The sequence below is a fragment of the Sphingobium sp. BHU LFT2 genome (genome assembly GCF_018604485.1).
Lineage (GTDB): Bacteria > Pseudomonadota > Alphaproteobacteria > Sphingomonadales > Sphingomonadaceae > Sphingobium > Sphingobium yanoikuyae_A.
Genome location: NZ_JAFCGW010000006.1, coordinates 33919 through 58359, shown reverse-complemented (window position 1 = coordinate 58359; position 24441 = coordinate 33919). Strand labels below are relative to the sequence as shown.

Annotated in this window: 27 protein-coding genes; 9 read left to right on the top strand and 18 right to left on the bottom strand. The window is 66.0% G+C overall.

All coding sequences use genetic code 11. The annotated features are described in order from the left end of the window. Positions 1 to 5: 5 nt before the first annotated feature. From JQK15_RS13335 to JQK15_RS13325, 3 genes are all read right to left on the bottom strand, one after another. On the bottom strand, positions 6 to 821 hold the full coding sequence (locus JQK15_RS13335; protein WP_214866040.1) for a sialate O-acetylesterase: 816 nt from the start codon (positions 819 to 821) through the stop codon (positions 6 to 8). After that, positions 818 to 3028, bottom strand: coding sequence for a TonB-dependent receptor (locus JQK15_RS13330; protein WP_251007741.1), 2211 nt, complete (start codon positions 3026 to 3028; stop codon positions 818 to 820). Before JQK15_RS13330 ends, JQK15_RS13335 begins: the two co-directional genes overlap by 4 nt. A 346-nt stretch (positions 3029 to 3374) precedes the next feature. Further along, on the bottom strand, positions 3375 to 4280 hold the full coding sequence (locus JQK15_RS13325) for a LysR family transcriptional regulator (protein WP_037492074.1): 906 nt from the start codon (positions 4278 to 4280) through the stop codon (positions 3375 to 3377). 231 nt (positions 4281 to 4511) lie between these two features. Here JQK15_RS13325 and JQK15_RS13320 point away from each other — a divergent pair, with 231 nt between their 5' ends. Continuing rightward, positions 4512 to 4766, top strand: coding sequence for a hypothetical protein (locus JQK15_RS13320; RefSeq protein ID WP_004211015.1), 255 nt, complete (start codon positions 4512 to 4514; stop codon positions 4764 to 4766). 22 nt (positions 4767 to 4788) lie between these two features. Then, complete coding sequence (locus JQK15_RS13315) at positions 4789 to 5673, top strand: bestrophin family protein (RefSeq protein WP_214866039.1); 885 nt, start codon at positions 4789 to 4791, stop codon at positions 5671 to 5673. 359 nt (positions 5674 to 6032) lie between these two features. On the opposite strand, the gene JQK15_RS13310 is transcribed toward JQK15_RS13315, so the two are convergent. From JQK15_RS13310 to JQK15_RS13275, 8 genes are all read right to left on the bottom strand, one after another. Next, a complete protein-coding gene (locus JQK15_RS13310; RefSeq protein WP_214866038.1) occupies positions 6033 to 6344 on the bottom strand; it encodes a YdeI/OmpD-associated family protein in 312 nt (103 codons plus the stop codon). A gap of 30 nt (positions 6345 to 6374) precedes the next feature. Further along, on the bottom strand, positions 6375 to 6890 hold the full coding sequence (locus JQK15_RS13305; protein ID WP_214866037.1) for a DUF2239 family protein: 516 nt from the start codon (positions 6888 to 6890) through the stop codon (positions 6375 to 6377). 67 nt (positions 6891 to 6957) lie between these two features. Next, positions 6958 to 7734, bottom strand: coding sequence for an exodeoxyribonuclease III (gene xth / locus JQK15_RS13300; RefSeq protein ID WP_214866036.1), 777 nt, complete (start codon positions 7732 to 7734; stop codon positions 6958 to 6960). Between the two features lie 71 nt (positions 7735 to 7805). Then, positions 7806 to 8132: an iron-sulfur cluster insertion protein ErpA gene (gene erpA / locus JQK15_RS13295; RefSeq protein ID WP_004211010.1), complete on the bottom strand. Its 327-nt coding sequence runs from the start codon at positions 8130 to 8132 to the stop codon at positions 7806 to 7808. An 82-nt stretch (positions 8133 to 8214) separates the two neighbouring features. Further along, complete coding sequence (locus tag JQK15_RS13290; RefSeq protein ID WP_214866035.1) at positions 8215 to 8943, bottom strand: M23 family metallopeptidase; 729 nt, start codon at positions 8941 to 8943, stop codon at positions 8215 to 8217. A gap of 109 nt (positions 8944 to 9052) precedes the next feature. Next, the gene (locus JQK15_RS13285; protein WP_214866034.1) at positions 9053 to 9862 is read right to left on the bottom strand and encodes a ferritin-like domain-containing protein; all 810 of its coding nucleotides are present in this window, start codon (positions 9860 to 9862) and stop codon (positions 9053 to 9055) included. Beyond that, the gene (gene bcp / locus JQK15_RS13280) at positions 9859 to 10320 is read right to left on the bottom strand and encodes a thioredoxin-dependent thiol peroxidase (RefSeq protein WP_214866033.1); all 462 of its coding nucleotides are present in this window, start codon (positions 10318 to 10320) and stop codon (positions 9859 to 9861) included. Before bcp ends, JQK15_RS13285 begins: the two co-directional genes overlap by 4 nt. Next, positions 10313 to 13006, bottom strand: a complete 2694-nt coding sequence (locus tag JQK15_RS13275) for a bifunctional [glutamine synthetase] adenylyltransferase/[glutamine synthetase]-adenylyl-L-tyrosine phosphorylase (protein ID WP_214866032.1) — start codon at positions 13004 to 13006, stop codon at positions 10313 to 10315. The genes bcp and JQK15_RS13275 overlap by 8 nt, the downstream gene beginning before the upstream one ends. A gap of 86 nt (positions 13007 to 13092) precedes the next feature. On the opposite strand from JQK15_RS13275, the gene JQK15_RS13270 reads away from it, so the two are divergent. Together JQK15_RS13270 and JQK15_RS13265 are read left to right on the top strand one after the other, a co-directional pair. Further along, the gene (locus JQK15_RS13270) at positions 13093 to 13284 is read left to right on the top strand and encodes a hypothetical protein (protein WP_037491094.1); all 192 of its coding nucleotides are present in this window, start codon (positions 13093 to 13095) and stop codon (positions 13282 to 13284) included. Between the two features lie 84 nt (positions 13285 to 13368). Continuing rightward, the gene (locus JQK15_RS13265) at positions 13369 to 13680 is read left to right on the top strand and encodes a hypothetical protein (protein ID WP_251007740.1); all 312 of its coding nucleotides are present in this window, start codon (positions 13369 to 13371) and stop codon (positions 13678 to 13680) included. A gap of 6 nt (positions 13681 to 13686) precedes the next feature. On the opposite strand, the gene ypfJ is transcribed toward JQK15_RS13265, so the two are convergent. Continuing rightward, entirely contained in the window at positions 13687 to 14580 is an 894-nt protein-coding gene (ypfJ, locus tag JQK15_RS13260) for a KPN_02809 family neutral zinc metallopeptidase (RefSeq protein ID WP_214866031.1), read from the bottom strand. A 152-nt stretch (positions 14581 to 14732) separates the two neighbouring features. Here ypfJ and JQK15_RS13255 point away from each other — a divergent pair, with 152 nt between their 5' ends. The 4 genes from JQK15_RS13255 (at position 14733) to JQK15_RS13240 (ending at position 18571) form a co-directional block, all read left to right on the top strand. Next, positions 14733 to 15911 carry a patatin-like phospholipase family protein gene (locus tag JQK15_RS13255; protein ID WP_004210996.1) on the top strand — a complete coding sequence of 393 codons (1179 nt, stop codon included), beginning with the start codon at positions 14733 to 14735 and terminating at the stop codon, positions 15909 to 15911. Continuing rightward, positions 15908 to 16699 carry a 3-hydroxybutyrate dehydrogenase gene (locus JQK15_RS13250; protein WP_214866030.1) on the top strand — a complete coding sequence of 264 codons (792 nt, stop codon included), beginning with the start codon at positions 15908 to 15910 and terminating at the stop codon, positions 16697 to 16699. Before JQK15_RS13255 ends, JQK15_RS13250 begins: the two co-directional genes overlap by 4 nt. A 94-nt stretch (positions 16700 to 16793) precedes the next feature. Continuing rightward, positions 16794 to 17660 carry an SDR family NAD(P)-dependent oxidoreductase gene (locus tag JQK15_RS13245; RefSeq protein ID WP_214866029.1) on the top strand — a complete coding sequence of 289 codons (867 nt, stop codon included), beginning with the start codon at positions 16794 to 16796 and terminating at the stop codon, positions 17658 to 17660. Next, a complete protein-coding gene (locus JQK15_RS13240; protein ID WP_214866028.1) occupies positions 17657 to 18571 on the top strand; it encodes a TIGR03619 family F420-dependent LLM class oxidoreductase in 915 nt (304 codons plus the stop codon). The genes JQK15_RS13245 and JQK15_RS13240 overlap by 4 nt, the downstream gene beginning before the upstream one ends. Here JQK15_RS13240 and JQK15_RS13235 read toward each other — a convergent pair. Further along, entirely contained in the window at positions 18568 to 19143 is a 576-nt protein-coding gene (locus JQK15_RS13235; protein ID WP_214866182.1) for a hypothetical protein, read from the bottom strand. The genes JQK15_RS13240 and JQK15_RS13235 overlap by 4 nt on opposite strands. A 164-nt stretch (positions 19144 to 19307) precedes the next feature. Here JQK15_RS13235 and JQK15_RS13230 point away from each other — a divergent pair, with 164 nt between their 5' ends. Then, positions 19308 to 20729, top strand: coding sequence for an APC family permease (locus tag JQK15_RS13230; RefSeq protein WP_214866027.1), 1422 nt, complete (start codon positions 19308 to 19310; stop codon positions 20727 to 20729). A gap of 4 nt (positions 20730 to 20733) precedes the next feature. Here the strand turns inward: JQK15_RS13230 and JQK15_RS13225 are convergent, their stop codons facing one another. From JQK15_RS13225 to glmM, 5 genes are all read right to left on the bottom strand, one after another. Beyond that, the gene (locus tag JQK15_RS13225; protein WP_214866026.1) at positions 20734 to 21372 is read right to left on the bottom strand and encodes a L,D-transpeptidase family protein; all 639 of its coding nucleotides are present in this window, start codon (positions 21370 to 21372) and stop codon (positions 20734 to 20736) included. 79 nt (positions 21373 to 21451) lie between these two features. Beyond that, positions 21452 to 22051 (bottom strand): ribonuclease HII, encoded by a 600-nt coding sequence (gene rnhB / locus JQK15_RS13220; protein WP_214866025.1) that lies wholly within the window; start codon positions 22049 to 22051, stop codon positions 21452 to 21454. Then, positions 22044 to 22805: a bifunctional hydroxymethylpyrimidine kinase/phosphomethylpyrimidine kinase gene (gene thiD, locus JQK15_RS13215; protein ID WP_214866024.1), complete on the bottom strand. Its 762-nt coding sequence runs from the start codon at positions 22803 to 22805 to the stop codon at positions 22044 to 22046. The genes rnhB and thiD overlap by 8 nt, the downstream gene beginning before the upstream one ends. Beyond that, positions 22802 to 23026, bottom strand: coding sequence for a DUF1272 domain-containing protein (locus JQK15_RS13210; RefSeq protein ID WP_010337632.1), 225 nt, complete (start codon positions 23024 to 23026; stop codon positions 22802 to 22804). The genes thiD and JQK15_RS13210 overlap by 4 nt, the downstream gene beginning before the upstream one ends. Then, positions 23026 to 24366 (bottom strand): phosphoglucosamine mutase, encoded by a 1341-nt coding sequence (gene glmM, locus JQK15_RS13205; RefSeq protein WP_004210979.1) that lies wholly within the window; start codon positions 24364 to 24366, stop codon positions 23026 to 23028. The genes JQK15_RS13210 and glmM overlap by 1 nt, the downstream gene beginning before the upstream one ends. Positions 24367 to 24441 lie beyond the last annotated feature (75 nt).

The following is a 24441-nucleotide window of genomic DNA, read 5'->3' as shown; positions in this document are numbered from 1 at the left end:
GCGCCTCAGCGCCCGCATCCATCCGCCTGCAAGGCCATCATCGCCCGCGCCATTGCCATGCCCAGCCGGCGCTGGGCATCGGTCACCAGATGCAGTTCGTCCGCCTGCCGCACAAGGCCGCCGGTCGGCACCATATAGGCGCAGCGCAGCCTTAGATCGCGCTGCGCCGCCTGCACCATCGCCCACCCCGGATAGCGCGCGACATGCTCCGGCGCGGCCGGCCGATCGGCAATCTGCGCAAAGAGGAACGGCACGTCTGCGCGTCCCAGATCCCGCCGAAAATGTCCGGCCAGATCGGCCAGCGCAGCGCCATAGCCCGTTGCCGTCGCCATATTCTCCGTGTCGCTCTCTCCCTGATACCAGAGGATGCCGGCCAGCCGTCCCCGGACCGATCGTACTCGCGCCAGACAGGAGCCATAGAGCGTCGTCCGATCCCCGCCGGGTCGCCAGCGCGCGATCGCGCTGCCGCCCTTGGCGCAGGGGATCAGGATGATCGGCCGCCGCTGCCGCGCGATCAGCGCGCGGGCAAAGAACAGGCCCGGTCCGACCGCCGCCAGCCGGTCCGCCGACACCATGTCCTGCTGTCCCTGCGCACTGTCGATCGGTTCCACCGCCGGCCGGATGATGCCGTCATTGCCCAGCATCATCACGCCCGGCACTGGCGCCCGTTCCGGCTCGGTAAGGTCCGCCAAGGCGCCCCGCCCCGACATGTTGGACTGGCCGGCCAGCACGTAGATGTCGGGCAAGGGCGCCGCGCCGCCCGCCGAGCCAGCCGCGCCGATCAGCGCGGCCAGGCCCAGCCCGGCAACTCGCCAGCTCAATAGCTGTAGCTCAGGCGGATGCCGCCATAACGATGGAAATCGCGCGGCACATAGCCCTGGATCGCCGTCGTCCCATAACGGTTCGACACATCGTTGATCAGGTAGCGATAATGCTGGTCGAACAGATTGTTGATGAAGCCCATCACCTGCCAGGACTTGTCGGCGCTGCGCAGGCCCAGCGCGATGTTCACCATCGCATATTCCGGCTGGATGGTGCGCGGATTCTGGTCCAGCGGCACGACCTTGCTCTGCCAGGTGACGGCCCCCTGCGCGACCAGTTCCAGCGGCCCCTGCCCCAGCGGCTGGGCATAATCGATATTGCCCGCCAGCTTCCACTTGGGCGAGATCAGCATCGCCTTGCCGCTCAGATCCTGGCGCGGCGGCGTGCCGACGCATCCCTGCGCCGCGGTCTGGTTCACATAACAGGCCGCCCCGGCAAATTCCCTGAACTTGGCGTCCAGATAGGTCAGCGACCCATTGATTGTCAGCCCGGCCACCGGACGGATACTGGTTTCCATTTCCAGCCCCCGGATGCGCACCTTGCCGACATTGGTCAGACGGAAATTCTGCGTCCCGTCGGCCAGATTTTCCACCGCCTGGGTCTGGAAATCGCGGAAGTTGGAATTGAAGACGGTGACGTTCAACGTGACCTTGCGATCCAGCAACTGCGACCGGAAGCCCAGTTCCAGGCTGTCGGACTTTTCCGGGTTCACCGGGCCGGCATCGGCGCGCGCCTGGTTGAAGCCCGACGAAATGTCATAGGCCTGCCCCTTATGCCCGGTCGCATAGGTGAGATAGAGGTTCATGTCGCGCGCGACATCCTGCTTGATGCCCAGTTTGTAGGTGCCGAAACTGTCGCTGCTGCGCCCCGCATAGACCCGGCTGGCCGCCAGATCGGTGAACACATAATCGATCTTTTCCCGGCTGTAGCGGCCACCGGCGATCAGCGTCGTGCCGGGCAACGGATCATATTCCAGCTGGCCAAAGCCCGCGATCAGGTCGCTGCCGTTGGTCGCATCCCAATTGGCGTTGGAAAAAAGCGGCCCGCGATAGAAGTCGCGGCCAATGTCGACATTGCTGTAATAGGCGCCCAGCGTATAGCGGAACCGGTCCTTGCCGGGCGAAATCAGCCGCAGTTCCTGGCTGAACTGCTCGCTGTCGAAATGGCCATATTGGAAATTCTGGAAGCTGCTGATCGCGGAATCGTCGCTGTCGAACCAGTCATGCGACTTGTAGCGGTCATGCGCGGTGATCGACATGATCGTCGGCCCGCCCGTATCATAGCTCAGCCGCAGCGACTGGGCGAAATCATTATAGGTGTTGCCGGTCGGGAAATCGATCGACACATCCGTATTGTCCTTGCCGACGGTGATGCCCGGCGCGAACACATCCTGGGTGAAGGCGGGGTTGCCGCGCAGGATCGCATTGTCGCCCAGTTCGATGAAGGGCCGCGTCGCTGTCGTCCGCCCATCGGCATAATCGATCGCCAGATCGGCCTGCAACTCGGCCGTCGGGTTCCAGCGCAGCTTGTTGCGGGTGGAGAAATAGCGGCGCCCGTTCAGCGTCTTGCCATCGGCCAGATTGCGCGAATTGCCCTTGAAATCATCATAGTTGACGCTGGTGCGGAACCCCAGCGTATCGGTCAGCGGCCCGGAAAGAACCGCACCGATCTGCTGCTCGTCATCGGTGGTGATCATCCCGCGCACCGACGCGGTCAGCGTCTTCGTCGGCGCCTTGGACACGATATTGATGAGGCCCGCCGAGGCCGACTTTCCATACAGCGTCGTCTGCGGCCCGCGCAGCACCTCGATCCGCTCGATATCGGAAAGATCGGTGAAGGCGCGCGACTGGAAGGCCAGCGCCACATCGTCCAGGATGACCGCGACGCTTGGCTCGACGCCGGGGCTGAAGGCCAGGGTGCCGACACCGCGGATCGCGACATTGGCGCTCGCCGGATTTTCCGCCGGCCGGATGCTCAGCGACGGCGACACGCGGCTCAGATCATTGAAATCCTGCACCGCATTGGCCTGCAACTGGGCCTCGCCCAGCACCTGCACCGACAAGGGCACATCCTGCACATTCTGTTCGCGCTTCTGCGCCGTCACGATGATGTCGCCGGCCGACATATCCTGCGCCTGCGCATGGGCCACGCCCGCCAGCGTCCCCGATGCGACGCCAACCAGCAGGCTCGCCATCACGACTGCCATTTTCGACTGCCCCTTCATCATCCTCTCCCGATCCGTGTTCCAAAGCTGCCACCGGGAGCCATCGGCCGATGCGCCGGTTTGCCCGACTGCATCCATCACAAAGCCCACATTGCGGGACTCGACTCCAGATTTCGAAAAGGCTGTAACCGACAGATCAGGCCAGCGCAATATATTGGCCAAACCAATATTGGCAAAAGCGGTACTTGTCAGACAAATTGGCCTGACAGGTCGATGGCCATGGCGGATGGATGCGCTCCGGCGGAAGCGGGCCGCCGTGAATCAGCATCGGCGCGATCGACGGTCCGCAAACAGTCGATCGCGCCGATCGCGCATTTTCAAAATCGGGTCAGGCGGCGGCCGGGGTCGCCTCGGCCGGCTTCAGGTGGCGCGCCAGGAAGTCGAGGCAACTGCGCACCTTGGCGCTGTCCCCCTGCGCCGGCAGATAGAGGGCCACGATCGGCGATTCCGGCAGCGCGACAGCGGGCAGCACCGTCTGCAACCGCCCCTCTTCCAGATCGTCCGACACCGCCCATAGCGACTTGATGACGATACCGGCGCCATTGAGCGCCCACATCCGCGCCATTTCGCCATCATTGGTGCTCAACACCCGGCTCGCCCGGTTGTCCCGCCCCATGTCCATGTCGATCGCGCGCCACATATCCTGCCCGCCGCCAATGACGATCCGGTCATGGCTGGCCAGATCCTCGATCGTGCGCGGCACGCCGCGTCGGCTGAGATATTCGGGCGAGGCGCAGAGCATGCGCGGATTGTCGGCCAGCCGCTTCATGATCAGGCCGCTGTCGGGCGGCGGATCGAAACAGATGGCGATGTCATGGCCGGTCTCAACGATATTGGCTGCCTGCCCCGCCGCCTCCAGATGCACCGCCACCTCCGGGTGCAGCGTCGCATAATGCTGGAACAGCGGCGCCAGCCGGCTGCGGCCCGAATGCAGCGTCGTCACCACGCGCAATGCGCCGACCGGCTCGGTGGCGTTGCGCATCACGACATTTTCCGCCTGGTCGATGTCGGACAGCGCCTGTCCCGCCTTCTCGTAGAAGATCTGGCCTTCCTGCGTCAGCGTCATGTGCCGGCTGTTGCGGCGCACCAGCATCACCCCCAGCCGCGACTCCAGTTGCGACAGGCGGCGACTGGTCGCGGCAAGCGACAGGTCCAGTCGTTTGGCCGCTTCGGACAGGCTGCCCGATTCGGCAATTTTCACGAAGGACAGGATTTCAGCATAGCGATCGGCCATGCGCAAAAAGCTATGCGCGTTACGCTGCATTGCAATAGGCGCAAGGTTGCAGTTCCGTGTGAAAACATTGCCACGTCTCCCAAACGGCACGGAAATGCGACGGAATTTTGCTGGCGTTACCGCCACCGCAAGGCTGGCTTGCATGGCGTGGACCACGTTGACCGTCGCTTGTGCGTCGCATCATTTTTCGAACAAAGGCCGCCCGTCGGCTCCATTTCGGAAAGGACCGCCATGATCCGCACGCTCGCCGCAACGCGCGCCGCGCCCACGCCCAAGACCAATCAGCGTCTTGCCTGGAACGATATCGAGGCGCTGCCCATCTATGCCGCCATGGCGCTCTGCTTCGCCTGCGCCTGGCTGGCGATCAGCGACAGCACCCCCACCATCTATGCGACCATCCTGAAGGCGGTCGGCATCATCGGCGGCATGGCGCTGCGCCATGCCTGGCTGAAACTGGATGAAGCCGACGGCACGGACATCGCCTGACCTGTAGAGAACCTCTCCCCCTATGATCGTCGGACGTGCCCCACGTATCCGCCAAAGTTTCCAGACCGCGTGGCGCGCGCTGATCGCGCTGTTCTTCTGGGATCTGGCGGTCACCATCTTCTACTTCATCTCGCCCTTCAAGGCCCCGGCCCTGCCGCTCACCATCTTCGGCACCGCCCTCGCCCTGGTACTCGGCTTCCGCGTCAACTCCGCCTATCAGCGCTGGTGGGAAGGCCGCATCCTGTGGGGTGCGATGGTCAATGTCTCGCGCAGCTGGGCACGCGCGGTGATGAACTTCATCCCCGACCGGGCCGAAACGGCGGACCTGCGTCAGACCCTGGTCGAACGCCATATCGCCTATGTCCAAGCGCTGCGCTGCCAGCTCCGCCGGATCGATCCGGCGCCCGATGTGCGTCGCGTGCTCGCCGGCCCGGAGATTCCGGAACTGGGCCGCCGCAATCCCGCCAACGGCCTGCTCGACGGGTCGGGTCGTCGGGTCGAACAGGCGCGCGCGGACGGCTGGATCGACAGCATCCAGCAGACCCAGATCGAACGGCTGCTGGTCGACATGTCGAACGCGCAGGGCGGCATGGAGCGGATCAAGAACACCCCGCTGCCCGCCCAGTATCGCAGCTTCCCCAAATTCTTCACCCGGCTCTTCTGCATCTTGCTGCCGATCGGCCTGGTCGAGACATTGGGCATCGCCACCCCGGTCGGATCGGCGGTCGCGGGCTTCATGTATCTTGCCGTGCTGCAGATCGGCGACGATCTGGTCGATCCGTTCGGCAACGACGTCCACGACCTGCCGCTCGACAGCATCACCACCACGATCGAGGCGGACATGTGCGACACGCTCGGCCGCGAAGGGCCTCCGCCGGTCCAGCCGGTCGACGGCGTGCTCTGGTAAAGCCAAAGGCCGCCCGCCAAACCGGCCGTCATCCCGCATTCGATGCGGAATCCATTCAGCGCGCCCTCGTGGCGCACAATGGATCCCGAATCCTCCGACGAGTCCAGGAGAGCCTTTCGCCAGGATGACGCTGATAGGGATCAACGTGTTTCGACCAGCAGCGGACATTCCTCCCCGGTACGGGGAGGTGGCAGCGCGAAGCGCTGACGGAGGGGCAGGTGCCTCTTAGCGCTGCGCTATCCGGCCTGTGCCCCTCCACCACTCGCTACGCGAGCGGTCCCCCTCCCCGTGACGGGGAGGAATGTGTTGTTCACACCCATCCCGGCCGGTCGGCGAGCGTCGAATCTGTCCACGCCGGCCTAGCGCCGCTTCCCCTTACCCTCGATCAGCACCGCCTGTTGCCAGCGACTTGGCGCCTTGTCGGTGCGGTGGATGCAGCCGGCCCAGCAGCAGGGCCGCTTCTTGCCCTCCTGCAACTCCTCGACAGTGCGTGCAATGCGCCGCGCGCGGGTCGCGGCCTGCTTGGCATCCTCGACCCAGCAGATGAACTCGTTGCGGCCAAGCGGCGTCAGCCCCTGCCACAGCGCGAAGATGCCGGCATCGGCCCGGATCGCCGCCTGCATGTCATCGGCCGCCTCATGCACTATGCCCTGGAGGAAATCGTCCGTCACCCAGCCTCTCCAATCATTGCGATGCGCAGGCTAGGCGGAAAAGGCCGGCTCCGCCAGCGCCAGACCATGCGCCCGGATCGCGCCGGGCCAGCCTTCCGCCGCCACCTCGAACGCCGCCCTGTCCCTGGCATAAAGCGCGCGGATCGCCGCTTCATAGCCGGCCCGGTCGCCCGCCATCGCGGTCAGGAAATGATAGGCCGCGTCCATCGCCGCGCGGGGCGATGGCTTGTCCGCGCTCGCCTTCACCGCATCCTCGACCAATTGGCGCAACGTGGCGGAGGCGCCGCGCGGCTGCGCCGCCAGCCAGTCCCAATGGCGCGGCAGCAGGGTGATCTCGCGCGCCTGCACCCCCATCTTGGGTCGCCCCCGCCCCCGCGGTGCCGCATCGACCTGCAGGTCGATATCCACCTGCCGTCCGGTGCGATCGTCGAACAGCAGGATATTCTGCGCGTCGTCCCCCATCGCACGCAGCGCCGCGCGCACTTCATCCTCGTCGCCGGTCGCGATCCAATAGTCGCCCGAAAAGGCCGTCAATGTGCGGTCCATGCCGAATCTCCTTCGACACGGATTTTATTACCCGGATATAATATAGTCAATAATATCCGGATTAAATTCAGATATCGCGCAATTCGACCCAGGTCGGCGCATGGTCGCTCGCCTTTTCCCGGCCGCGAAACGCCTTGTCGACCTGCGCATCAACCAGCCGGTCGGCCGCTGCCGGGCTCAGCAGCAGATGGTCGATGCGGAAGCCCGCGTCGCGCGGCCAGGCGCCGGCCTGATAGTCCCAATAGGTCCACACCCCACCGGCCGGATGGCGGGTCAGGATCGAATCGGTCCAGCCGTCGCCCAGCAGCCGGCGATAGGCCTCCCGGCTTTCGGGCTGCATCAGCGCATCGTCCGCCATCGCCTTGGGCGAATAGATGTCCACGTCGCGCGGGATGACATTATAGTCGCCGGCCAGGATGGCGGGCACTTCCTCCGCCCAGATTTCCGCCGACCGCTCCCGCAACCGCTTCATCCAGCGCAGCTTGTAATCGAATTTCGGCCCCGGCTGGGGATTGCCGTTGGGCAGGTAGATGCTGGCCACCCGCACCCCCTTCACATCGGCTTCCAGATAGCGGCTCTGCTCGTCCTCGGGCTCGCCCTCCAGGCCGCGGCGCACTTCCACCGGCTGGTCGCCGCGCGCCAGGATGGCCACGCCGTTGAAGCCCTTCTGCCCGTGCCAGATCACGCCATAGCCCGCATCCTCGATATCCTTGACCGGGAAGGTCTCGTCGGACGTCTTGATTTCCTGCAGGCAGGCAATATCGGGCCGGGTCTCGTCCAGCCATTCCAGCAGGCGCGGCAGCCGCGCCTTGATGCCGTTGATGTTGAAGGTGGCGATACGCATAATGGACCTGTCTCTTTCGCTGTCGACTTCCCTTTAGAGAAGTGGGCTGCGTCTACAAGCCAATGCGCCGATCAGACCGAGAAGCTGGTGCCGCAGCCGCAACCGGCGGTCGCGTTGGGATTGGTCACCTTGAACGCCGCGCCGCCCAGGTCCGACACGAAATCGACCGCGGAGCCGCGCACCAGGTCCAGGCTGACATCGTCCACCACCAGCGTCACGCCATCGCGCTCCACCGCCAGATCCTCGGCCTCCACCTGCTCGGCCAGACCAAAGCGATATTGGAAGCCCGAACAGCCGCCGCCTTCCACGGCCAGCCGCAATATGGCGGGCTTGCCCTGCTTGGCGGCGATCGCCGCGACGCGCGCGGCAGCGGAGGGGGTGAGGTCAATATCGGCCATGGCGCCTAGATAGGATCAAGCAAAAGCCCCGGCAACCCATGGGCGCCGGGGCTTTGGAAAAGTCGGGGTCAAAAGCGGCCGATCAGTCGACGGCCTTTTCGTCCGCCTTGGTCGGGCCGCCCATGGCGACCGGCGGCTTGGTGTTCATCGCGATCAGATAATCGGGACCGGCAACGAACGGGATCGGGTTGATCGCCGCGCCATCGACGCGGACTTCATAATGGAGATGGCTGCCGGTCGAACGGCCGGTCGACCCCATCAGGCCGATCACCTGGCCGCGATGGACATAGGAGTTGGGCGCAACCAGCAGCTTCGACATATGGCCGTAGCGGGTTTCCATGCCATTGCCGTGCGAAATCTGGACCAGGTTGCCATAACCGCTGGCCCAGCCGGCGCGGCTGATGATGCCGTCGGCGGTCGCGTGGATCGGGGTGCCGATCGGGCCGGGAATATCGATGCCCTTGTGCATGCGGGCGCTGCGGTTGAACGGGTCGGAACGCACGCCGAAGTTCGAGGTCAGCGACAGCTTCTCGACCGGGCGGCCCGAGGGGATATAGGCTGCGGTCTTGGCGTTGCCGTCCATGCGCTGCAGGCTGGAGAAGATATTGGAGAAGCCGACATCGGCCGGGCCGAGCGCACTGGTATTGATTTCCGAGGCGTCGCCATATGGATCATCTTCATCCTTGGCGTTGGCCGGAGCTGCGGCGCACATCACGCCTACCATGCCGACCATCCCGAAAATCTTGGCCGTCTTGCTGGCCGATTGGAACCAACTCGCACCCAGCGCATTCACAGTACGAAGAATCAACATGCCGACCCCGACTTATGCCCGCGAAGGCTTTTGCCTCTCGTGGGTTCCCCATGTTCAATAAAATGGCGACCTAGATCGCCCCCGCTGGATGCAGACTGCAAATCGCCGCTCAGCTTGCAAGCGCGTCGTAGAAATCCCGCGTCAAACCGGCCTGCCGACGCGCCGAGTCGTTGAACGGTGGCTTAACGCTTCCCCGAAAATGGCGTTTCACAAGGATTTGGTAATGTTTGACGGGGTCTAGGCCCAATCGGTTCGTCGCCTGGTTGAACCATGTCGTCCCGGCCGACACATGGCGAATCTCATCCGTCATGATCCGCTGCAACATCCTTGCGGATATATCGTCGCCCACCCCCTCGAACCGGGCGATCGTCGACGGCGTGATATCCAGCGCCCGCGCCTCCAGCACCATCGGCACCACGGCCAGCCGCGCCAGCGCATCGCCCGCCGTCTCGCTCGCCGCCTGCCACAGCCCGTCATGCGCGGGCAGCGCGCCATAATGGCTGCCCAACTGCCGCAGCCGCCGGTCGAGCAGCGCGAAATGCATCGCCTCGTCCGCGCCGACCCGCATCCATTCGTCGGTGAATCCCGCCGGAAATTCGCCGCCAAAGCGCCCGATCAGGTCGAACGCCAGGTCGATCGCGACAAACTCGATATGCGCCAGTGCGTGCAGCATCGCGATCCGCCCGCGATCCGTGCCCATCTTGCTGCGCTTGGGCATTTGCCCCGGCGGCAGCAGTTCGGGTGCATCGGGCCGGGCCGGCCGGTCTGGCATCACCGTGTCGAACCGATGCGCCAGCCGGCCCAGTCGCCAGCTACGCGCCACCGCCCGCGCCGCCATCAGCTTGGCGGTCGGGTCGGCAACGGTCAGCACATGGGCGCACCCCGCGCCCACGGAATCGATGGCAGGCGGCAGGGTCAAAGTGCCTTCGCCGCCTCCAGCACCTCGGCGGCATGGCCCTTGACCTTCACCTTGGGCCAGACCCGCACGATCTTGCCGTCTGCGTCCGCCAGGAAGGTCGCCCGCGCGATCCCCATATATTGGCGGCCATAGAGCGACTTTTCGACCCAGGTGCCAAATGCCTCGCAGGCCGTGCCCGGCTCGTCCGACGCCAGCGTCACCGCCAGCCCATATTTGTCGCCGAACTTCTTGAGCTTTGCCGGCTTGTCCTTCGACACGCCAACCACCGCCACGCCCAGCGCCGCGAAGTCGCTCGCCAGTTCGGTGAAATCCTTCGCCTCGCTAGTGCAGCCGGGCGTATCCGCCTTGGGATAGAAATAGACCACCACCGGCTTGCCGCGATAGCGCGCCAGGCTGAAGTCCGCGCCATCCGCATCCTTCAGCGCCACGTCGGACAGCATCGCTCCCTGTTCAAGCATCTTGATCCTCCTGATAGGGCGCGGCCAGCGCGCGCCATGCGTCGCCGACGCTTTGCCGGGCCTTGGCATAGCTTTCAAGCAGCACGTCCCAATCGGCCGCGCCACAGGCCCGTGCCACCAGCGGCCGGGTTGCCTCCGGCGGCTCGGTCGACTTGGGCGATACCAGCCGCGACACGATCAGGAAGCGGGTGATCAACTCCTGCGCCGGGATCAGCGCGGCGGGCAGATGGCCGGCCGCCACCAGCTCGGCCAGCGCCTCGCCCAGATCCGGGTCGAACCCCAGGCGATAATGGAACTGGCTGATGTGGATCAGGAACTCGATGTCGACCAGCCCGCCGGGCACCAGCTTGACGTCCAGCTCGCTCGCTGGCGGCTTGTGCCGGGCAATGTCGCCGCGCATCTTCACCGCCTGCCGTGCCAGTTCGTCGAAATCGCGCGGACGCTGCAGCGTCTCGGTCAGGATCGCCTCCAGCGCGCTACGCGCCTGCACCGATCCGAACACCGGCCGCGCCCGCGTCAGCGCCAGATGCTCCCAGGTCCAGGCTTCCTCGCGCTGATATTTGGCGAAGCTGTCGAGGCTGACCGCCAGCAGTCCCTGCGCGCCCGACGGCCGCAACCGCGTATCCACCTCATAAAGCGGCCCCGCCGCCGTCGACACCGACAGCGCATTGGTGATGCGCTGGCCAAGGCGGTTGAAATATTGGGTCGCGCCCAGCGGCCGCGCGCCATCCGATTCCGTCAGGAAATCGCCGGTGAAGAGATAGACCAGGTCCAGGTCCGACGCATGGGTCAGCACCCCGCCGCCCATCCGGCCGAGCGCCAGGATCACCATCTCGCCGCCCGGTACCTTGCCATGCGCGCTCTCGAACTCGGCCACGGTGGCGCCCGCCAGGGCCTCGATCGCCGCCTCCGCAACCCGGCCATAGCCGCGCCCGGCCTCCAGCGGATCGCCGCCGCGCACGATCTGCACGCCCAGCGCAAAGCGGCGATCATTCACCCGCTGCCGCACCCGGTCGAGCAGCGCCTGATAATCCTCGCCCGCCTCCAGCGCGGAAAATTGCTGTGCCAGGACATCGACCGGCGGCACCGGGGCGAAGGCCGACGCATCGATCAACCCTTCGAGCAGTTCGACCCGGCGGCTCAGCACATCGGCCAGCGCCGGCGCATGGCTCAATATCTCGGCCAGCAGTTCCACCAGCCCCGGTCGCGCGCCCAGCAGCTTGAAGAAGTTGATCGCGCTCGGCAACCGGCCGATCATGTCGTCCAGCCGGTTGAGCGCCCGGCCCGGATCGGGCGCGGTGGCGAGCGCGGGCATCAGCACCGGCAACAGCCGCTCCAGCGCCTCGCGCGACGCGCCGCTGCGCAGCGAGCGGATCGTGCCGTCACGCCAATGGGCCACCCGCGCCGCCGCCCAGTCGGCATCGGCAAAGCCCATCTCCTTGAGCTGCGCCTTCAGCCTGTCCTCGTCATGCGACAGGCTGCCATCGTCGGGCGCGGCGGTCAGCCGGTCATAATTGGCGCCGACCCACTCGACATGCGACCGCAGCAGGTCGAACAGCGCCGCCCCGTCCGTCAGGCCGTGCAAGCGCGCGACATTATCCAGCGAGTCCGGATTCTTGGGCAATTCATGGGTCTGGCGATCCTCGACCATCTGCAGGCGATGCTCGATCGTGCGGAACAGGATATAGGCTTCGTCCAGCCGCGCGGCCACCTCCGCCTCGATCACGCCAGCTGCCGCCAGTGCCCGCAGCGCCGTGCGCGTATGGCCCGACCGCAATGACGGGTCGCGCCCGCCATGGATCAGTTGATGGACCTGGGCGAAAAACTCCACCTCGCGGATGCCGCCGCGCCCGCGCTTGAGGTCATAGCCCGGCCCGAACGCCTGCCCCTGCGCATAATGGTCGCGGATGCGCCGGCTGATGTCGGTGATCGCGTCGATCGCCCCGAAATCCAAGCTGCGCCGCCACACGAAGGGGCGGATCTGGCGCAGGAAATAGTCGCCCAGCGCCATGTCGCCCGCCGCCGGCCGGGCGCGGATGAAGGCGGCCTGTTCCCAGCCCATCGCGGTCGATTCATAATAGCCGATCGCCGCCTCCACCGGCAGCGCGATCGGCGTGGCTTCGGGGGATGGCCGCAGCCGCAGGTCGACGCGAAAGACATAGCCGTCGCCGTCTCGCGCATTCAGTATCTCGCTGACCCGCCGGCCGATCCGCACCGCCGCGTCGGCCACATCCTCCCGCTCGCCATGCGGCAGAGTGGTGGGATCATAGAGCAGGATCGGGTCGATATCGGACGAATAATTGAGTTCCCGGCTGCCATGCTTGCCCAGCGCCAGCACGACGAAGCCCTGTGGCACGGCATCGGGATAGCGTTCGGCAAAGGTCGCCGCCAGCGCCTCCTCCAGCGCCTGGTCGGCAAAGTCGGACAAGGTGCGCGTCACCCGGTCCATGTCCCAGGCGCTGGCCAGGTCTGCCGCCGCCGTCACCAGCGCGATCGCGCCGCGCCGCCGCCGCAGCGATTTGGCCACCCCATCCTCTGGCACGCCCTGCACCTGCGCCGCCGCCATCGCCGCGTCGAAATCGCCCGCCGCCAGCAACGCGACGACGGCCGGATAACGGTCCATCTGTCGCGCCAGAAAAGGCGAATGCGCGCGTATCCGCGCCTCCAGGTCGATCCAGTCCGTCACGCTTCCGTCTCCTTGTTGACGGCGATATCGCGTCCGAATGCGACGAAATCCAGAAACTTTTGGCTTAGATGGCCGTTCTGTGTCTCATGGAAATGCAGCGCAAACCTCTTGGCCGATCGGCACCGGGACGGGACAGCGGCGGCGCCCGCGTCGTCAACGTCGCCCTGCCCCTGCCCTATGAGGGCGTGGGCAAGGCGCTGCGGTCCAGCTTCTCCGCGCAGCGCGACACTCTGCCGGACGACATGCTGGCCCTGCTGGCAAAGCTTGATCAGCATTAACCAATAAAGCGCAGACATTTTTTCATGTCTTGCCGCTAAGGCCCGAATCTCTTTCCATTTTCAGGCGGGAATGCGGGTCAATCGATGATGTACAAGGTCTTTGCCGGCGGCACGCTGGTGGTCGCACCGATGATCGTCCTGGCGCTGCAGAATTTCGCGCCGCATCACCAGCCAATCGCCCAGCCTAGCGAGGCACAGCCGGTCGCCACGCCGGTTGCGCCGCCGCCTCCCCCCGTCGCCCCCGGTGCGCCCCAGGACTTTGCTGTCCCGTCCTCGGGCGAACCGATGGCCGATGCCGGCCAACCCAGCATTATGCCGCAGCTGGACACGGCCGCGTCCGTCAGTCCGGGGTCATCAGACTCGCCGCCGCCAGGCTCCCCCAACGCCGAACATTGATCGCGCCTACAGCGTCCCCTTGAACGTATCGCATTGGGCCGGATCGCCACTGTCCAGTCCCTTGCGTAGCCAGCTCATGCGCTGCTCGCTGGTGCCATGGGTGAAGCTTTCCGGCACCGGCCGGCGCCCGGCCGACTTCTGCAGTGTATCGTCGCCGATCGACTGCGCCGCCTTCATCCCCTCTTCCAGGTCGCCCGGCTCCATCAGGCCCGTGCGCTTGGCCCAGACGCCAGCATAACAGTCCGCCTGCAGTTCCACCTTCACCTGCAGCGCATTGCCCTGCGCCTCGCTGACGCGGCGCTGCTGCTGGTTCACCTGACCCAGTGTGCCTTCCAGATCCTGGACATGATGGCCCACCTCATGCGCGATCACATAAGCCTGGGCGAAATCGCCCGGCGCACCGAAGCGGTCGCGCAATTCGGTGAAGAAATCGGTGTCGAGATAGACCTTCTGGTCGTTCGGGCAATAAAATGGCCCCATCGCGCTCTGCGCCGCGCCACAGCCCGACGTGCCGCTCTGCGCATAGAAGGACAGGATGGTCGGCTGATAGGTCTGGCCCGCTTCCTTGAAGATCTGGCCCCAGACCCGCTCGGTCGATCCCAGCACCTTCAACGACCAATGCTGGATCTCGGTCAGCTTGCTCGCATCCTGGCTGCCCGCCGGCGCGCTCTGCGGCGCCTGCTGCTGCACGCCGCCACCGCCGCCCAGCAGGCTCAGCGGATTGACGCCCATCACCGCCAGGATGATCAGCACAACGACGATGCCGCCACAGCCGAAGCGACTGCCGATCAGCGGCAGCAGCAATCCCAGGCCACCCATCCCGCCGCCGCCGCCGAAACCGCCGCCGCGTCCGTCCTGCACCTCGAAATTGCTGCTTTCCTGTTCGTCGTCGAGCCGCACCCTGGCCTCCCTCGCATCCTGTTCCCGTGCCTACTTCATAACCGGCTAGCTGCAAACCATCGGCTGACGATGCACGTTCCATCGACGGGAACGAGTTTGTTACGAGACATTAAGTTGGAATGGCCGGACCAAAACCTATATTGCAGTGCGACATGGCCGACACCGAATCCCGACCGCGCCGCCGCGCCACCACGCCCCTCCCCCTCCCCCGCGAAGTCGCATTGCTGTTGCAGGGGGGTGGCGCGCTCGGCTCCTTCCAGGCCGGCGTCTATCAGCGGCTCGATGAACTGGGGGTCGACGTCAGCTGGGTCGCGGGCATCTCGATCGGCGCGGTCAATGCCGCGATCATTGCCGGCAACCCGCCGCACCGGCGCCTGAGCCAGCTCAAGAAATTCTGGCTGACCGTCTCGGGCGGCATGCCCAACATGATCCTGCCGGAAATCGACCATATCCGCGAAGCCGCCCATCTGATGGCCGCCGGCACGGTCGCGACGCTGGGCGTGCCGGGCATGTTCCGCCCGCGCCTGTGGCCCGCGCCGCTGATGCCCGAAGGATCGGCCGGCGCGATCAGCTTCTATGACAGCGCGCCCTTGAAGGACACGCTCGACGCCTGCGTCGACTGGGATCTGCTCAATGATGGCCCGGTCCGGCTGTCGGTCGGCGCGGTCGATGTCGAGACCGGCAATTTCGCTTATTGGGACACGCGCGGACCGGGCGGCAACACCCGCATCGACGCCCGCCATATCATGGCCTCGGGCGCGCTGCCCCCCGGTCTTCCCCCGGTCGAGATCGATGGGCGCTGGTATTGGGATGGCGGCATCGTCTCCAACACCCCGCTCGCCCATGTCCTCAACCACCAGACCGACGACATGCTGGTATTCCAGGTCGATCTCTTCCCGGCCGAAGGACCGATGCCGCGGCAGATGACCGATGTCTATTCGCGCATGAAGGACATCCAGTATAGCAGCCGCACCCGCCAGGTGACCGACCAGTATCTCCGCCTGCGCCGCGAACATGGCGCGATCAAGGCGCTGCTCGACAAGCTGCCGCCCGAATTGCAGGACGGGCCGGAGGCGCAGAAGCTGCGCGACATGCTCGATGGCGGCTCGGTCAACATCGTCCACCTCATCTACCGCACCCGCGCCTGGGAAAGCGGCGCGAAGGATTTCGAATTTTCCCGCGCGACCATGCTCGATCATTGGAGCCAGGGCCGCGAGGCGGTGGAGGAAGTGATGCACAAGGGCGACCTCATCGCCCGCAACATTCTCGACGGAAAGAGCGCGACCTTCGATCTCGACGCGCCGGATCATCTCAAGGAGAAAATGGCATGAGCAAGTCCCTCGCTGGCAAGACCGCCCTGATCACCGGTTCCACCTCGGGCATCGGGCTTGCCTATGCCAAGGCGCTGGCCGGCGAAGGCGCCAATGTCGTGATCAACGGCTTTGGCGATGCGGAGGCGATCGAGAAGGAACGGCTCGACCTTGAAGCCCTCTCGGGCGCCAAGGCGCTCTACAGCGGCCATGACCTGACCAAGGTCGACCAGATCGAGGCGATGATGCAGGAAGCCGCCGATGCGTTCGGCGGCGTCGACATCCTCATCAACAATGCCGGCATGCAGCATGTTGCCCCGGTCGAGGAGTTTCCGATCGACAAATGGGATCTCATCATCGCGCTCAACCTCAATGCCGCCTTCCACACCACACGCCTTGCCATCCCGTACATGAAGGACAAGAAGTGGGGCCGGATCATCCAGACCGCCTCGGCCCACTCGCTGGTCGCATCCCCCTTCAAGAGCGCCTATGTGACGGCCAAGCATGGCCTCAACGGCTTCACCAAGACGGTCGCGCTGGAAGTCGCCACCTTCGGCATCACCGCCAACTGCATCTCGCCGGGCTATGTCTGGACCCCGCTGGTCGAGAACCAGATTCCCGACACGATGAAGGCGCGGAACATGACCCGCGAGCAGGTGATGAACGACGTGCTGCTCGCCGGCCAGCCGACCAAGCAGTTCGTCACCGCCGAACAGGTCGCCGCCACCGCCCTCTATCTCTGCAGCGACGCCGCCGCCCAGATCACCGGCGCCAATCTCTCGATCGACGGCGGCTGGACCGCCCAATAAGCGCCATCGCCCGGTCGATATGACCGGGCACGCGATTGACTCCCCTTCCCCCTTGGCCGCGAACTGACGGCCAAAAGGGGAAGAGGATCGCGCCATGGCGCCAGACCAGTGCCGCATCACCGATCAGGTCGCCATCGTCACGGGCGGCGGCGCGGGCATCGGCCGCGCCATCGCGCTCGCCCTGGCGGAGGCCGGCGCCGACATCGTCATCGCCGACATCCTCCCCGAACGCGGCGCGGAAGTGGCGGCGCGCGTTGCGGAACATGGCCGCGCCTGCCTCGCCATCCCGACCGACATGGCCCAGCCCGATCAGGTCGCGGCAATGGTCGATGCCGCCCAGGCCCGCTTTGGCCGGATCGACATCCTCGTCAACAATGCCGGTGGCGTCAGTCGTAAACCCTTTCTCGACCAGAGCCAGAATAGCTGGCGCCGCCATATCGACCTCAACCTCGTCTCGATGCTCGCCGCCACCTCGGCCGCCGTGCCGCACATCATCGCGGGCGGGCGCGGCGGCACCATCATCAACGTCTCCAGCATCGAAGGATCGCGCGCTGCGCCCGGCTATGCCGTCTATGCCGCGTGCAAAGCGGGGATGAACAATTTCACCCGGACCATGGCGCTGGAGCTGGCCGATCATGGCATCCGCGTGAACGCGATCGCGCCCGATTTCACCACCACGCCGGGCACGCGCGGCAATCCCCCCGGCCCGGTGGACGAAGCCACCTGGTTCCCCGTGCGGCCCGCCATGGCCGATGCCACCGCCCGCCGCATCCCGCTGCGCCGCCCCGGCATCGACCGCGAATGCGGCCAGGCCGCCCTGTTCCTCGCCTCGCCGATGAGCAGCTACATCACCGGCACCATATTGCCGGTCGACGGTGGCAGCTGGGCCTCGTCCGGCTGGGTCCGCAATGCCGCCCGCCAATGGGTGCTGGTCGAACCGCATGGAGTGTCCGACGCATGAAGATCAACGTCCCCCTGCCCTTCGACCATGCCGACCTGCCCGACGAGTTCGGTACGATGGCCGCGGTCGCCGAAATCGGCCGCACGGTGGAACAGGCCGGCTTCCACGCCGGCCTCGTCACCGACCATCCGGTGCCGACCGGCCGCTGGCTCGACGCCGGCGGCCATCATGCCCAGTCGCCCTTCGTCATGCTGGCCCTGCTCGCCGCCCACACCACGACGCTGCGGCTCCAGACCGGCATCCTCGTCCTGCCCTATCGCAACCCCTTCATCGTCGCGCGCGACATCACCACGCTCGACGCCTTCGCCGGCGGCCGGGTGACGCTCAGCGTGGGTGCCGGCTATCTCAAGGGCGAATATCGCGCGCTCGGCGTCGATTTCGACCAGCGCAACGAACTCATGGACGAATATCTGCGCGCCATCCGCGCCGCCACGACCGGCGAAGAATTCGCCTTTGAAGGGGCCGGCTATCAGGCGTTCGGCAACCGCATCATTCCCGGATCGCCGCAAAAGCCCGGCCTGCCCCTCTATGTCGGCGGCAATGCCAGGCGCGCAATCCGCCGCGTGGTCGATCTCGCCGATGGCTGGAACCCCTTCTTCACCGCCGGCGGCGGCGTCAACAGCGCCACCACCCGCACTGCCGCAATGGAGAATGAGGCCGATCTTCAGGCCGGCATCGCCTATATGCGCGACTATGCGGCGCAGGTCGGTCGCACAAACCTGCCCGACGTGATCCTGGGCGGCGTCAACAAGCCTGGCGAGGATCTCTCCAACCAGCAGATCGTCGACCGCATCGGCATCTATGCGCAGCTCGGCGTCACCGCCTGCGGCGTCACGGTCAAGGGCCGCAGCCGTTCCCAATGGTGCGACAATGCCGCCCGCATCGGCGAAGAGGTGATCGCGAAAATCTAGGGGACGCCGATCACCGTTTCGGGCTGCTCGGGATAGGCACGCAGCAGCGCGTTGCACAGCGCCGTGGCAGCACTAGCCCGTTTGTCGGCCGGGCGAACCGTCACGGCGCTGCCGCTCCAGATCACCGCCGAGTCGCCGCGCCGATGCAGGCGCATCTCCAGCTCGGTGCGTTCCAGCGCCACATGGCGCGTCTTGCCGGACGGCACCGCCAGCGAGAGGCTCGATCCCACCGCGCCCGACACGCCGCCGGGCATCAGGTCGGAATTGCTCTTCTCGACCTTGCCGGTCCCTGTCCCGACCTCGGACGCGCGGATGACCAGTTCCATGACCAGCGCGGCATGGCCATCGTCCAGCAAGGTGAAGCCCTTGTCCGACAGGGCCAGGGTGGCCGCATCGACAAAGGCGTCGGCCGCGCCCGCCTGCCCGCTCGCATCCTCCTGCATGGACACAGATATGGTGCCGCCGCTCGGCACATCCGCTGCCGATGCCATCGCCGGCAGCAGCATCGCCGCTGCAACCACCAGCATGGATCGCGCCCATTTCCGCGCGCCGGGCAATTGCTTCTGATCCATCAAGGCTCGATCATCCATCCCAAGCCGCACAGGTCGGCGGCCAACAAACCCTTGCCTAGCCCAGCGGCGGCCCGCCGACAATCGCGCGCCCTCACCGGCCCCGCCGCTCCAATCTCACACGATATTCATTTGCCTTCCCGCGTCCGGCATGACAGCGGCGGAGCATGACGAACCGATCGCCCCGCCATCCGCTCCTGATCGCGCTGCTGCGCTGCAAGCCGGTGCTCGACTTCATCGGCGACGATCCGGACAGCAAACCGCTCGCCCGCAATATCGGCCTGTTCCAGCTGACCATGCTGGGCGTCGGCGCGACCATCGGCACCGGCATCTTCGTCGCCCTGACCACCGCCGTGCCCGAAGCGGGGCCGGCGGTCACCCTGTCCTTCGTCATCGCCGGCATCACCGCCGCGCTCACCGCGCTCTGCTATGCCGAAATGGCCTCGGCCGTGCCGGCGTCGGGCTCCTCCTATTCCTATGCCTATGCCACCATGGGCGAACTTGCCGCCTTCCTGATCGGCAGTTGCCTACTGCTGGAATATGGCGTCTCCGCCTCCGCCATCGCCGTGGGATGGGGGCAATATCTGAACGAGCTTCTCTCGATCAGCACCGGCTGGCGCCTGCCCGACATCATCGCCCGGCCGCCGGGCGCAGGCGGCATCGTCAACCTGCCCGCCGTGCTGCTGGTGGGCCTGTGCCTCATCCTGCTGCTGCGCGGCACGCGAGAATCGACCACCGCCAACGCCATATTGGTGATCGCCAAGCTGGCCGTGCTGGCGCTGTTCGTGGCGGTCGCGCTCGCCCATTTCCAGCCGACCAACTTCCATCCCTTCGCGCCCACGGGCATGATCGGCATCGGCGCCGCTGCCTCCTCCATCTTCTTTTCCTATATCGGCATCGACGCAGTCTCGACCGCCGGCGAGGAAGTGCGCAATCCGCGCCGCGACCTGCCGCTCGCGATCATCCTGTCGCTGCTGATCGTCACCGCCGCCTATATATTGGTCGCGGTCGCGGCGATCGGCGCCCAGCCCTGGACCGAATTTGCCGGGCAGGAAGCGGGCCTGGCCGTCATCCTCCACAACCTCACCGGCGCGGGCTGGCCGGCGGTGATCCTGTCGCTGGGCGCCATCGCCTCGATCTTCAGCGTCACTCTGGTGGTGATCTACGGCCAGACCCGCATCCTCTATGCCATGGGCCGCGACGGGCTGCTGCCCGCCTTCTTCTGCCGGGTCGATCCGGTGCGCCATGTGCCGCGCCAGAATACGTGGATCGTCGCGATCGGCGTCGCCCTGCTCGCCGCCTTCGTGCCGTTGGACGTGCTGGTCAACCTCACCAGCATGGGCACGCTGATCGCCTTTGCCACCGTGTCGATCGGCGTCATCATCCTGCGCCGCACCCGGCCGGACCTGCCGCGCGGCTACAAGGTGCCTTTCTATCCGGTCCTGCCGATCGCCAGCACGCTCTTCTGCGCCTATCTGATCTTCGGCCTGCCGGCCGACACCTATGCGCTGTTCGCGGTCTGGGTTGGTGCGGCCGCGCTGCTCTATTTCGGCTATTCGATGCGGCGTTCGGTACTGGCCCAGCGCTGATCGCTTACCTTCGCGATACCCTCGGCATGAAGATGATCGGGTCGATATCCAGCACCGGCTTTGCCGGGGCCGGCGCAGCGACCTTGGCCATGGCATCCGCCGCCGCCATCTGCTCGATCGTCAGCGAGGGATGCAGCCGATCCCTGGTCACCGTCACCAGCCCGCCCAGGCTGGTCATGCCGAACAGCTTCTGGGCAAAGGCATAGGGCAGGCGGATGCAGCCATGGCTGGCCGGATAGCCCGGATTATGTCCGGCATGCAGCGCAATCCCGTCCCAGGTCAGCCGCTGCATGAAGGGCATGGGCGCATTGCTGTAGAGATTGGACCGGTGCCACTGATTCTTCTGCAGGATCGGATAGTCGCCGGTCGGCGTGCTATGCCCGGCCATGCCGGTCGACACGCTCGCCATGCCGACCAACCGGTCGCCGCTATAGACATGGGCCATCTGCCGATCGATGCTGATGACCAGATGGATCGGCCCGTCGAGCGGCCCTTCCTCCAGCCAGCGATAGCCACCCGGCGCCAGCGCACCAGCCCTGGCCACCGGCCGCGCGCGCTTGACCGGCGCGGCCGCCTGCACCGGCAGCGACAGCGCGCCAACAAGCAGGAACAGGCTGGAAAGGCCGAAACGGGCGAAGGACATGAATCCCTTCTTAAGCATGCGCCACACCCGCGCCAGCCCTCAAATCATCCCCATCCCGCCCCGCGACGGGACAGCATCGTCAGATCAGCAGCAGTTGCGCCACCGGCGAAAAACTGCGCCGATGCAGCGGCGTCGGGCCATGCTCACGCAGCGCCACCATATGCTTGGCGCTGCCATAGCCCTTGTTGCTCTCCCACCCATAATGCGGGTGGTCGGCGGCGGCCGCGATCATGATCCGGTCGCGCTCTTCCTTGGCCAGGATCGATGCGGCGGCGATCGACAGGCATTTGGCGTCGCCCTCCACCACTGCGGTCGAGGGCCAGCGCCAATTGGGACAACGATTGCCATCGACCAGTATATGGGCGCACTCCTGCGACAGCGCCTCGACCGCGCGGGTCATGGCCAGCATCGTCGCCCACAGGATGTTCAGCTCATCGATCTCCGCGACGCTGGCAACGCCCAGCCCCCAGCACAGCGCCCGCGCCTTGATCTCGCCCTCCAGCACGGCGCGGCGCTTGGCGGTCAGCTTCTTGGAATCATTGAGCCCTTCGGGGCAATCTTCCTGCCGCAGGATGACGGCCGCCGCGACCACCGGCCCCGCCAGCGGCCCACGCCCGGCCTCGTCCACCCCGGCGACCAGGCCGGGATGATGGATCAGTTCATGCGCAAAATCAGGCATAGGCGTGGAAGCCGAAGGGATTGCCCATCGGGCCATGGCCCGCGCCAAGCCCCGGCGCCAGCGCCAGTGCCTCGCGCACATATTTGCGGCCACGCTCGACCGCCTCGATCAGGTCCAGCCCCTGCCCCAGGCCGGTCGCGATCGCGCTCGCCAGGGTGCAGCCGGTGCCATGGCTGTGCCGCGTGTCGATCCGCGCATTGCTCCACGCCTTGCGCACGCCCTGCGGCCCGATCAGCCGGTCGGTCAGCATCGGCCCCTCGCCATGGCCGCCCTTGGCCAGCACATGGGTGGCGAAACGGATCGCGATTTCCTCGCCGCCTAGCGCCGCCAGTTCGGGGATATTGGGCGTCACCAGCGTGGCGATCGCCATCAGCCGCTCGAACGCCGCGATCGTCGCATCGTCGGCCAGCAGCGATCCGCTGGTCGCGACCATGACGGGGTCGAAGACGATCGGCACATGCTCCAGCAACGCCAGCCGCTCGGCCACCGCTGCCGCCGTCTGCGCCGAACCGATCATGCCGATCTTGACCGCGTCGACGCCGATGTCGGCGATGCAGCTTTCCATCTGCGCCAGCACCATCTCGGTCGGCACCGGGTGGACGCCCTGGACGCCCAGCGTGTTCTGCGCGGTGATCGCGGTTATCGCGGTCATGGCATGGCCGCCCAGCAGCGTAACCGTCTTGATATCCGCCTGGATACCGGCGCCGCCGCCACTGTCCGACCCGGCAATGATGAGAATGCGGGGCACGCTCATCCCTTGAACTTGCGCTCCGTGGAGGCGGGGTTGTTCGCCAGCGCCTTCCCCATCCGGGTCGGCCGGTCCATCAGTTCCCCGCCGCAATTGGGGCAGCGATCGTCCAGCGCCTCGGCACAGGGCGCGCAATAGGTGCATTCGAACGAACAGATGAACGCGCCGGGCTCATCGGCCGGCAGGTCAGTGCCGCAGCGTTCGCAATCGGGACGCATTTCAAGCATCAGGCCGCCGCCTTCTCGACCGCGGCGCAGATGCGCTCGACCACATCCTTGACCTGATCCTCGCGGTCGCCCTCGGCCATGACGCGGATCACCGGTTCGGTGCCGGACGGGCGGATGACCAGCCGGCCCGACCCGTTCAGTTCCGCCTCGGCCTGGGCGATCACGCGCTGCACCGTCTCATCCTCCAGCGGCTTGCCGCCGGCGAATCGGACATTCTTGAGCAGCTGGGGCACCGGATCGAACTGGTGCAGCGTCTCGCTCGCCGGCTTGCCCGAACGTACCAAGGCGGCCAGCACCTGCAGCGCCGCGACCGTACCGTCGCCGGTCGTCGCATAGTCGGACAGGATCATGTGGCCGGACTGTTCGCCGCCGACATTGAAGCCGCCCTCGCGCATCCGCTCCAGCACATAGCGATCGCCCACCTTGGTGCGCTCCAGGCCGATACCCTGCCCGGTCAGGAAGCGTTCGAGGCCCAGGTTCGACATGATCGTCGCCACCAGCCCGCCACCGCGCAGCGTGCCGGCGCGGGCGAAATTAGAGGCAATCAGCGCCATGATCTGGTCGCCGTCGACAATCTGGCCCTTTTCATCGACCACGATCAGCCGGTCGGCGTCGCCGTCCAACGCGATGCCGATGTCGGCGCCGGAGGAGACGACGGTTTCCTGGCACAGCAAGGGCGAGGTCGATCCGCATCCGTCATTGATATTGGTGCCGTTGGGCGTGACGCCCACGGCGACCACTTCCGCGCCCAGCTCCCAGAAGGCCGACGGCGCGACCTGATAGGCGGCGCCATTGGCGCAGTCGACCACGATCTTGAGGCCGTCGAGCCGCAGGTCGGCAGGGAAGCTCGATTTGACCGCATGGATATAGCGGCCCCGCGCATCCTCGACCCGGCGGGCGCGGCCGATATCCTTGGACGCGGCCAGCGGCACGTCCTGGTTCAGCAGCGCCTCGATCTTCAGCTCATCCTCGTCCGACAGCTTGTAGCCATCCGGACCGAACAGCTTGATGCCATTGTCATAATAGGGATTGTGGCTGGCCGAAATCATGACGCCCAGGTCGGCGCGCATCGAATGGGCCAGCATGGCGACGGCCGGCGTCGGGATCGGCCCGAACTGGACCACGTCCATGCCGACCGCGGTAAAGCCCGCGACCAGCGCATTTTCGACCATATAGCCCGACAGGCGGGTATCCTTGCCGATCACCACCCGGTGGCGATGGCTGCCGCGCTGGAAATGGGTGCCGGCCGCCATGCCGACCTTCATCGCCAGTTGCGGCGTCATCGGCCACTGGTTGGTGCGACCACGAATACCGTCAGTGCCGAAATATTGTCTGCTCATGCGATCCTGCCCCGGGGCGGCTATGGGTAAAACTCACCTCCCCCATAGCAATCTTTGATCGACTTTCCACCGCTG

Coding starts and splice junctions, on each gene's coding strand:
- JQK15_RS13330 (WP_251007741.1), bottom strand. CDS start 3,028: ATGGCAGTCGTGATGGCGAGCCTGCTGGTTGGCGTCGCATCGGGGACG.
- JQK15_RS13325 (WP_037492074.1), bottom strand. CDS start 4,280: ATGGCCGATCGCTATGCTGAAATCCTGTCCTTCGTGAAAATTGCCGAA.
- JQK15_RS13320 (WP_004211015.1), top strand. CDS start 4,512: ATGATCCGCACGCTCGCCGCAACGCGCGCCGCGCCCACGCCCAAGACC.
- JQK15_RS13315 (WP_214866039.1), top strand. CDS start 4,789: ATGATCGTCGGACGTGCCCCACGTATCCGCCAAAGTTTCCAGACCGCG.
- JQK15_RS13305 (WP_214866037.1), bottom strand. CDS start 6,890: ATGGACCGCACATTGACGGCCTTTTCGGGCGACTATTGGATCGCGACC.
- xth (WP_214866036.1), bottom strand. CDS start 7,734: ATGCGTATCGCCACCTTCAACATCAACGGCATCAAGGCGCGGCTGCCG.
- erpA (WP_004211010.1), bottom strand. CDS start 8,132: ATGGCCGATATTGACCTCACCCCCTCCGCTGCCGCGCGCGTCGCGGCG.
- JQK15_RS13290 (WP_214866035.1), bottom strand. CDS start 8,943: ATGTTGATTCTTCGTACTGTGAATGCGCTGGGTGCGAGTTGGTTCCAA.
- bcp (WP_214866033.1), bottom strand. CDS start 10,320: ATGCTTGAACAGGGAGCGATGCTGTCCGACGTGGCGCTGAAGGATGCG.
- JQK15_RS13270 (WP_037491094.1), top strand. CDS start 13,093: ATGGAAATGCAGCGCAAACCTCTTGGCCGATCGGCACCGGGACGGGAC.
- JQK15_RS13265 (WP_251007740.1), top strand. CDS start 13,369: ATGATGTACAAGGTCTTTGCCGGCGGCACGCTGGTGGTCGCACCGATG.
- JQK15_RS13255 (WP_004210996.1), top strand. CDS start 14,733: ATGGCCGACACCGAATCCCGACCGCGCCGCCGCGCCACCACGCCCCTC.
- JQK15_RS13250 (WP_214866030.1), top strand. CDS start 15,908: ATGAGCAAGTCCCTCGCTGGCAAGACCGCCCTGATCACCGGTTCCACC.
- JQK15_RS13245 (WP_214866029.1), top strand. CDS start 16,794: ATGGCGCCAGACCAGTGCCGCATCACCGATCAGGTCGCCATCGTCACG.
- JQK15_RS13240 (WP_214866028.1), top strand. CDS start 17,657: ATGAAGATCAACGTCCCCCTGCCCTTCGACCATGCCGACCTGCCCGAC.
- JQK15_RS13235 (WP_214866182.1), bottom strand. CDS start 19,143: ATGGATCAGAAGCAATTGCCCGGCGCGCGGAAATGGGCGCGATCCATG.
- JQK15_RS13230 (WP_214866027.1), top strand. CDS start 19,308: ATGACGAACCGATCGCCCCGCCATCCGCTCCTGATCGCGCTGCTGCGC.
- JQK15_RS13225 (WP_214866026.1), bottom strand. CDS start 21,372: ATGTCCTTCGCCCGTTTCGGCCTTTCCAGCCTGTTCCTGCTTGTTGGC.
- rnhB (WP_214866025.1), bottom strand. CDS start 22,051: ATGCCTGATTTTGCGCATGAACTGATCCATCATCCCGGCCTGGTCGCC.
- thiD (WP_214866024.1), bottom strand. CDS start 22,805: ATGAGCGTGCCCCGCATTCTCATCATTGCCGGGTCGGACAGTGGCGGC.
- JQK15_RS13210 (WP_010337632.1), bottom strand. CDS start 23,026: ATGCTTGAAATGCGTCCCGATTGCGAACGCTGCGGCACTGACCTGCCG.
- glmM (WP_004210979.1), bottom strand. CDS start 24,366: ATGAGCAGACAATATTTCGGCACTGACGGTATTCGTGGTCGCACCAAC.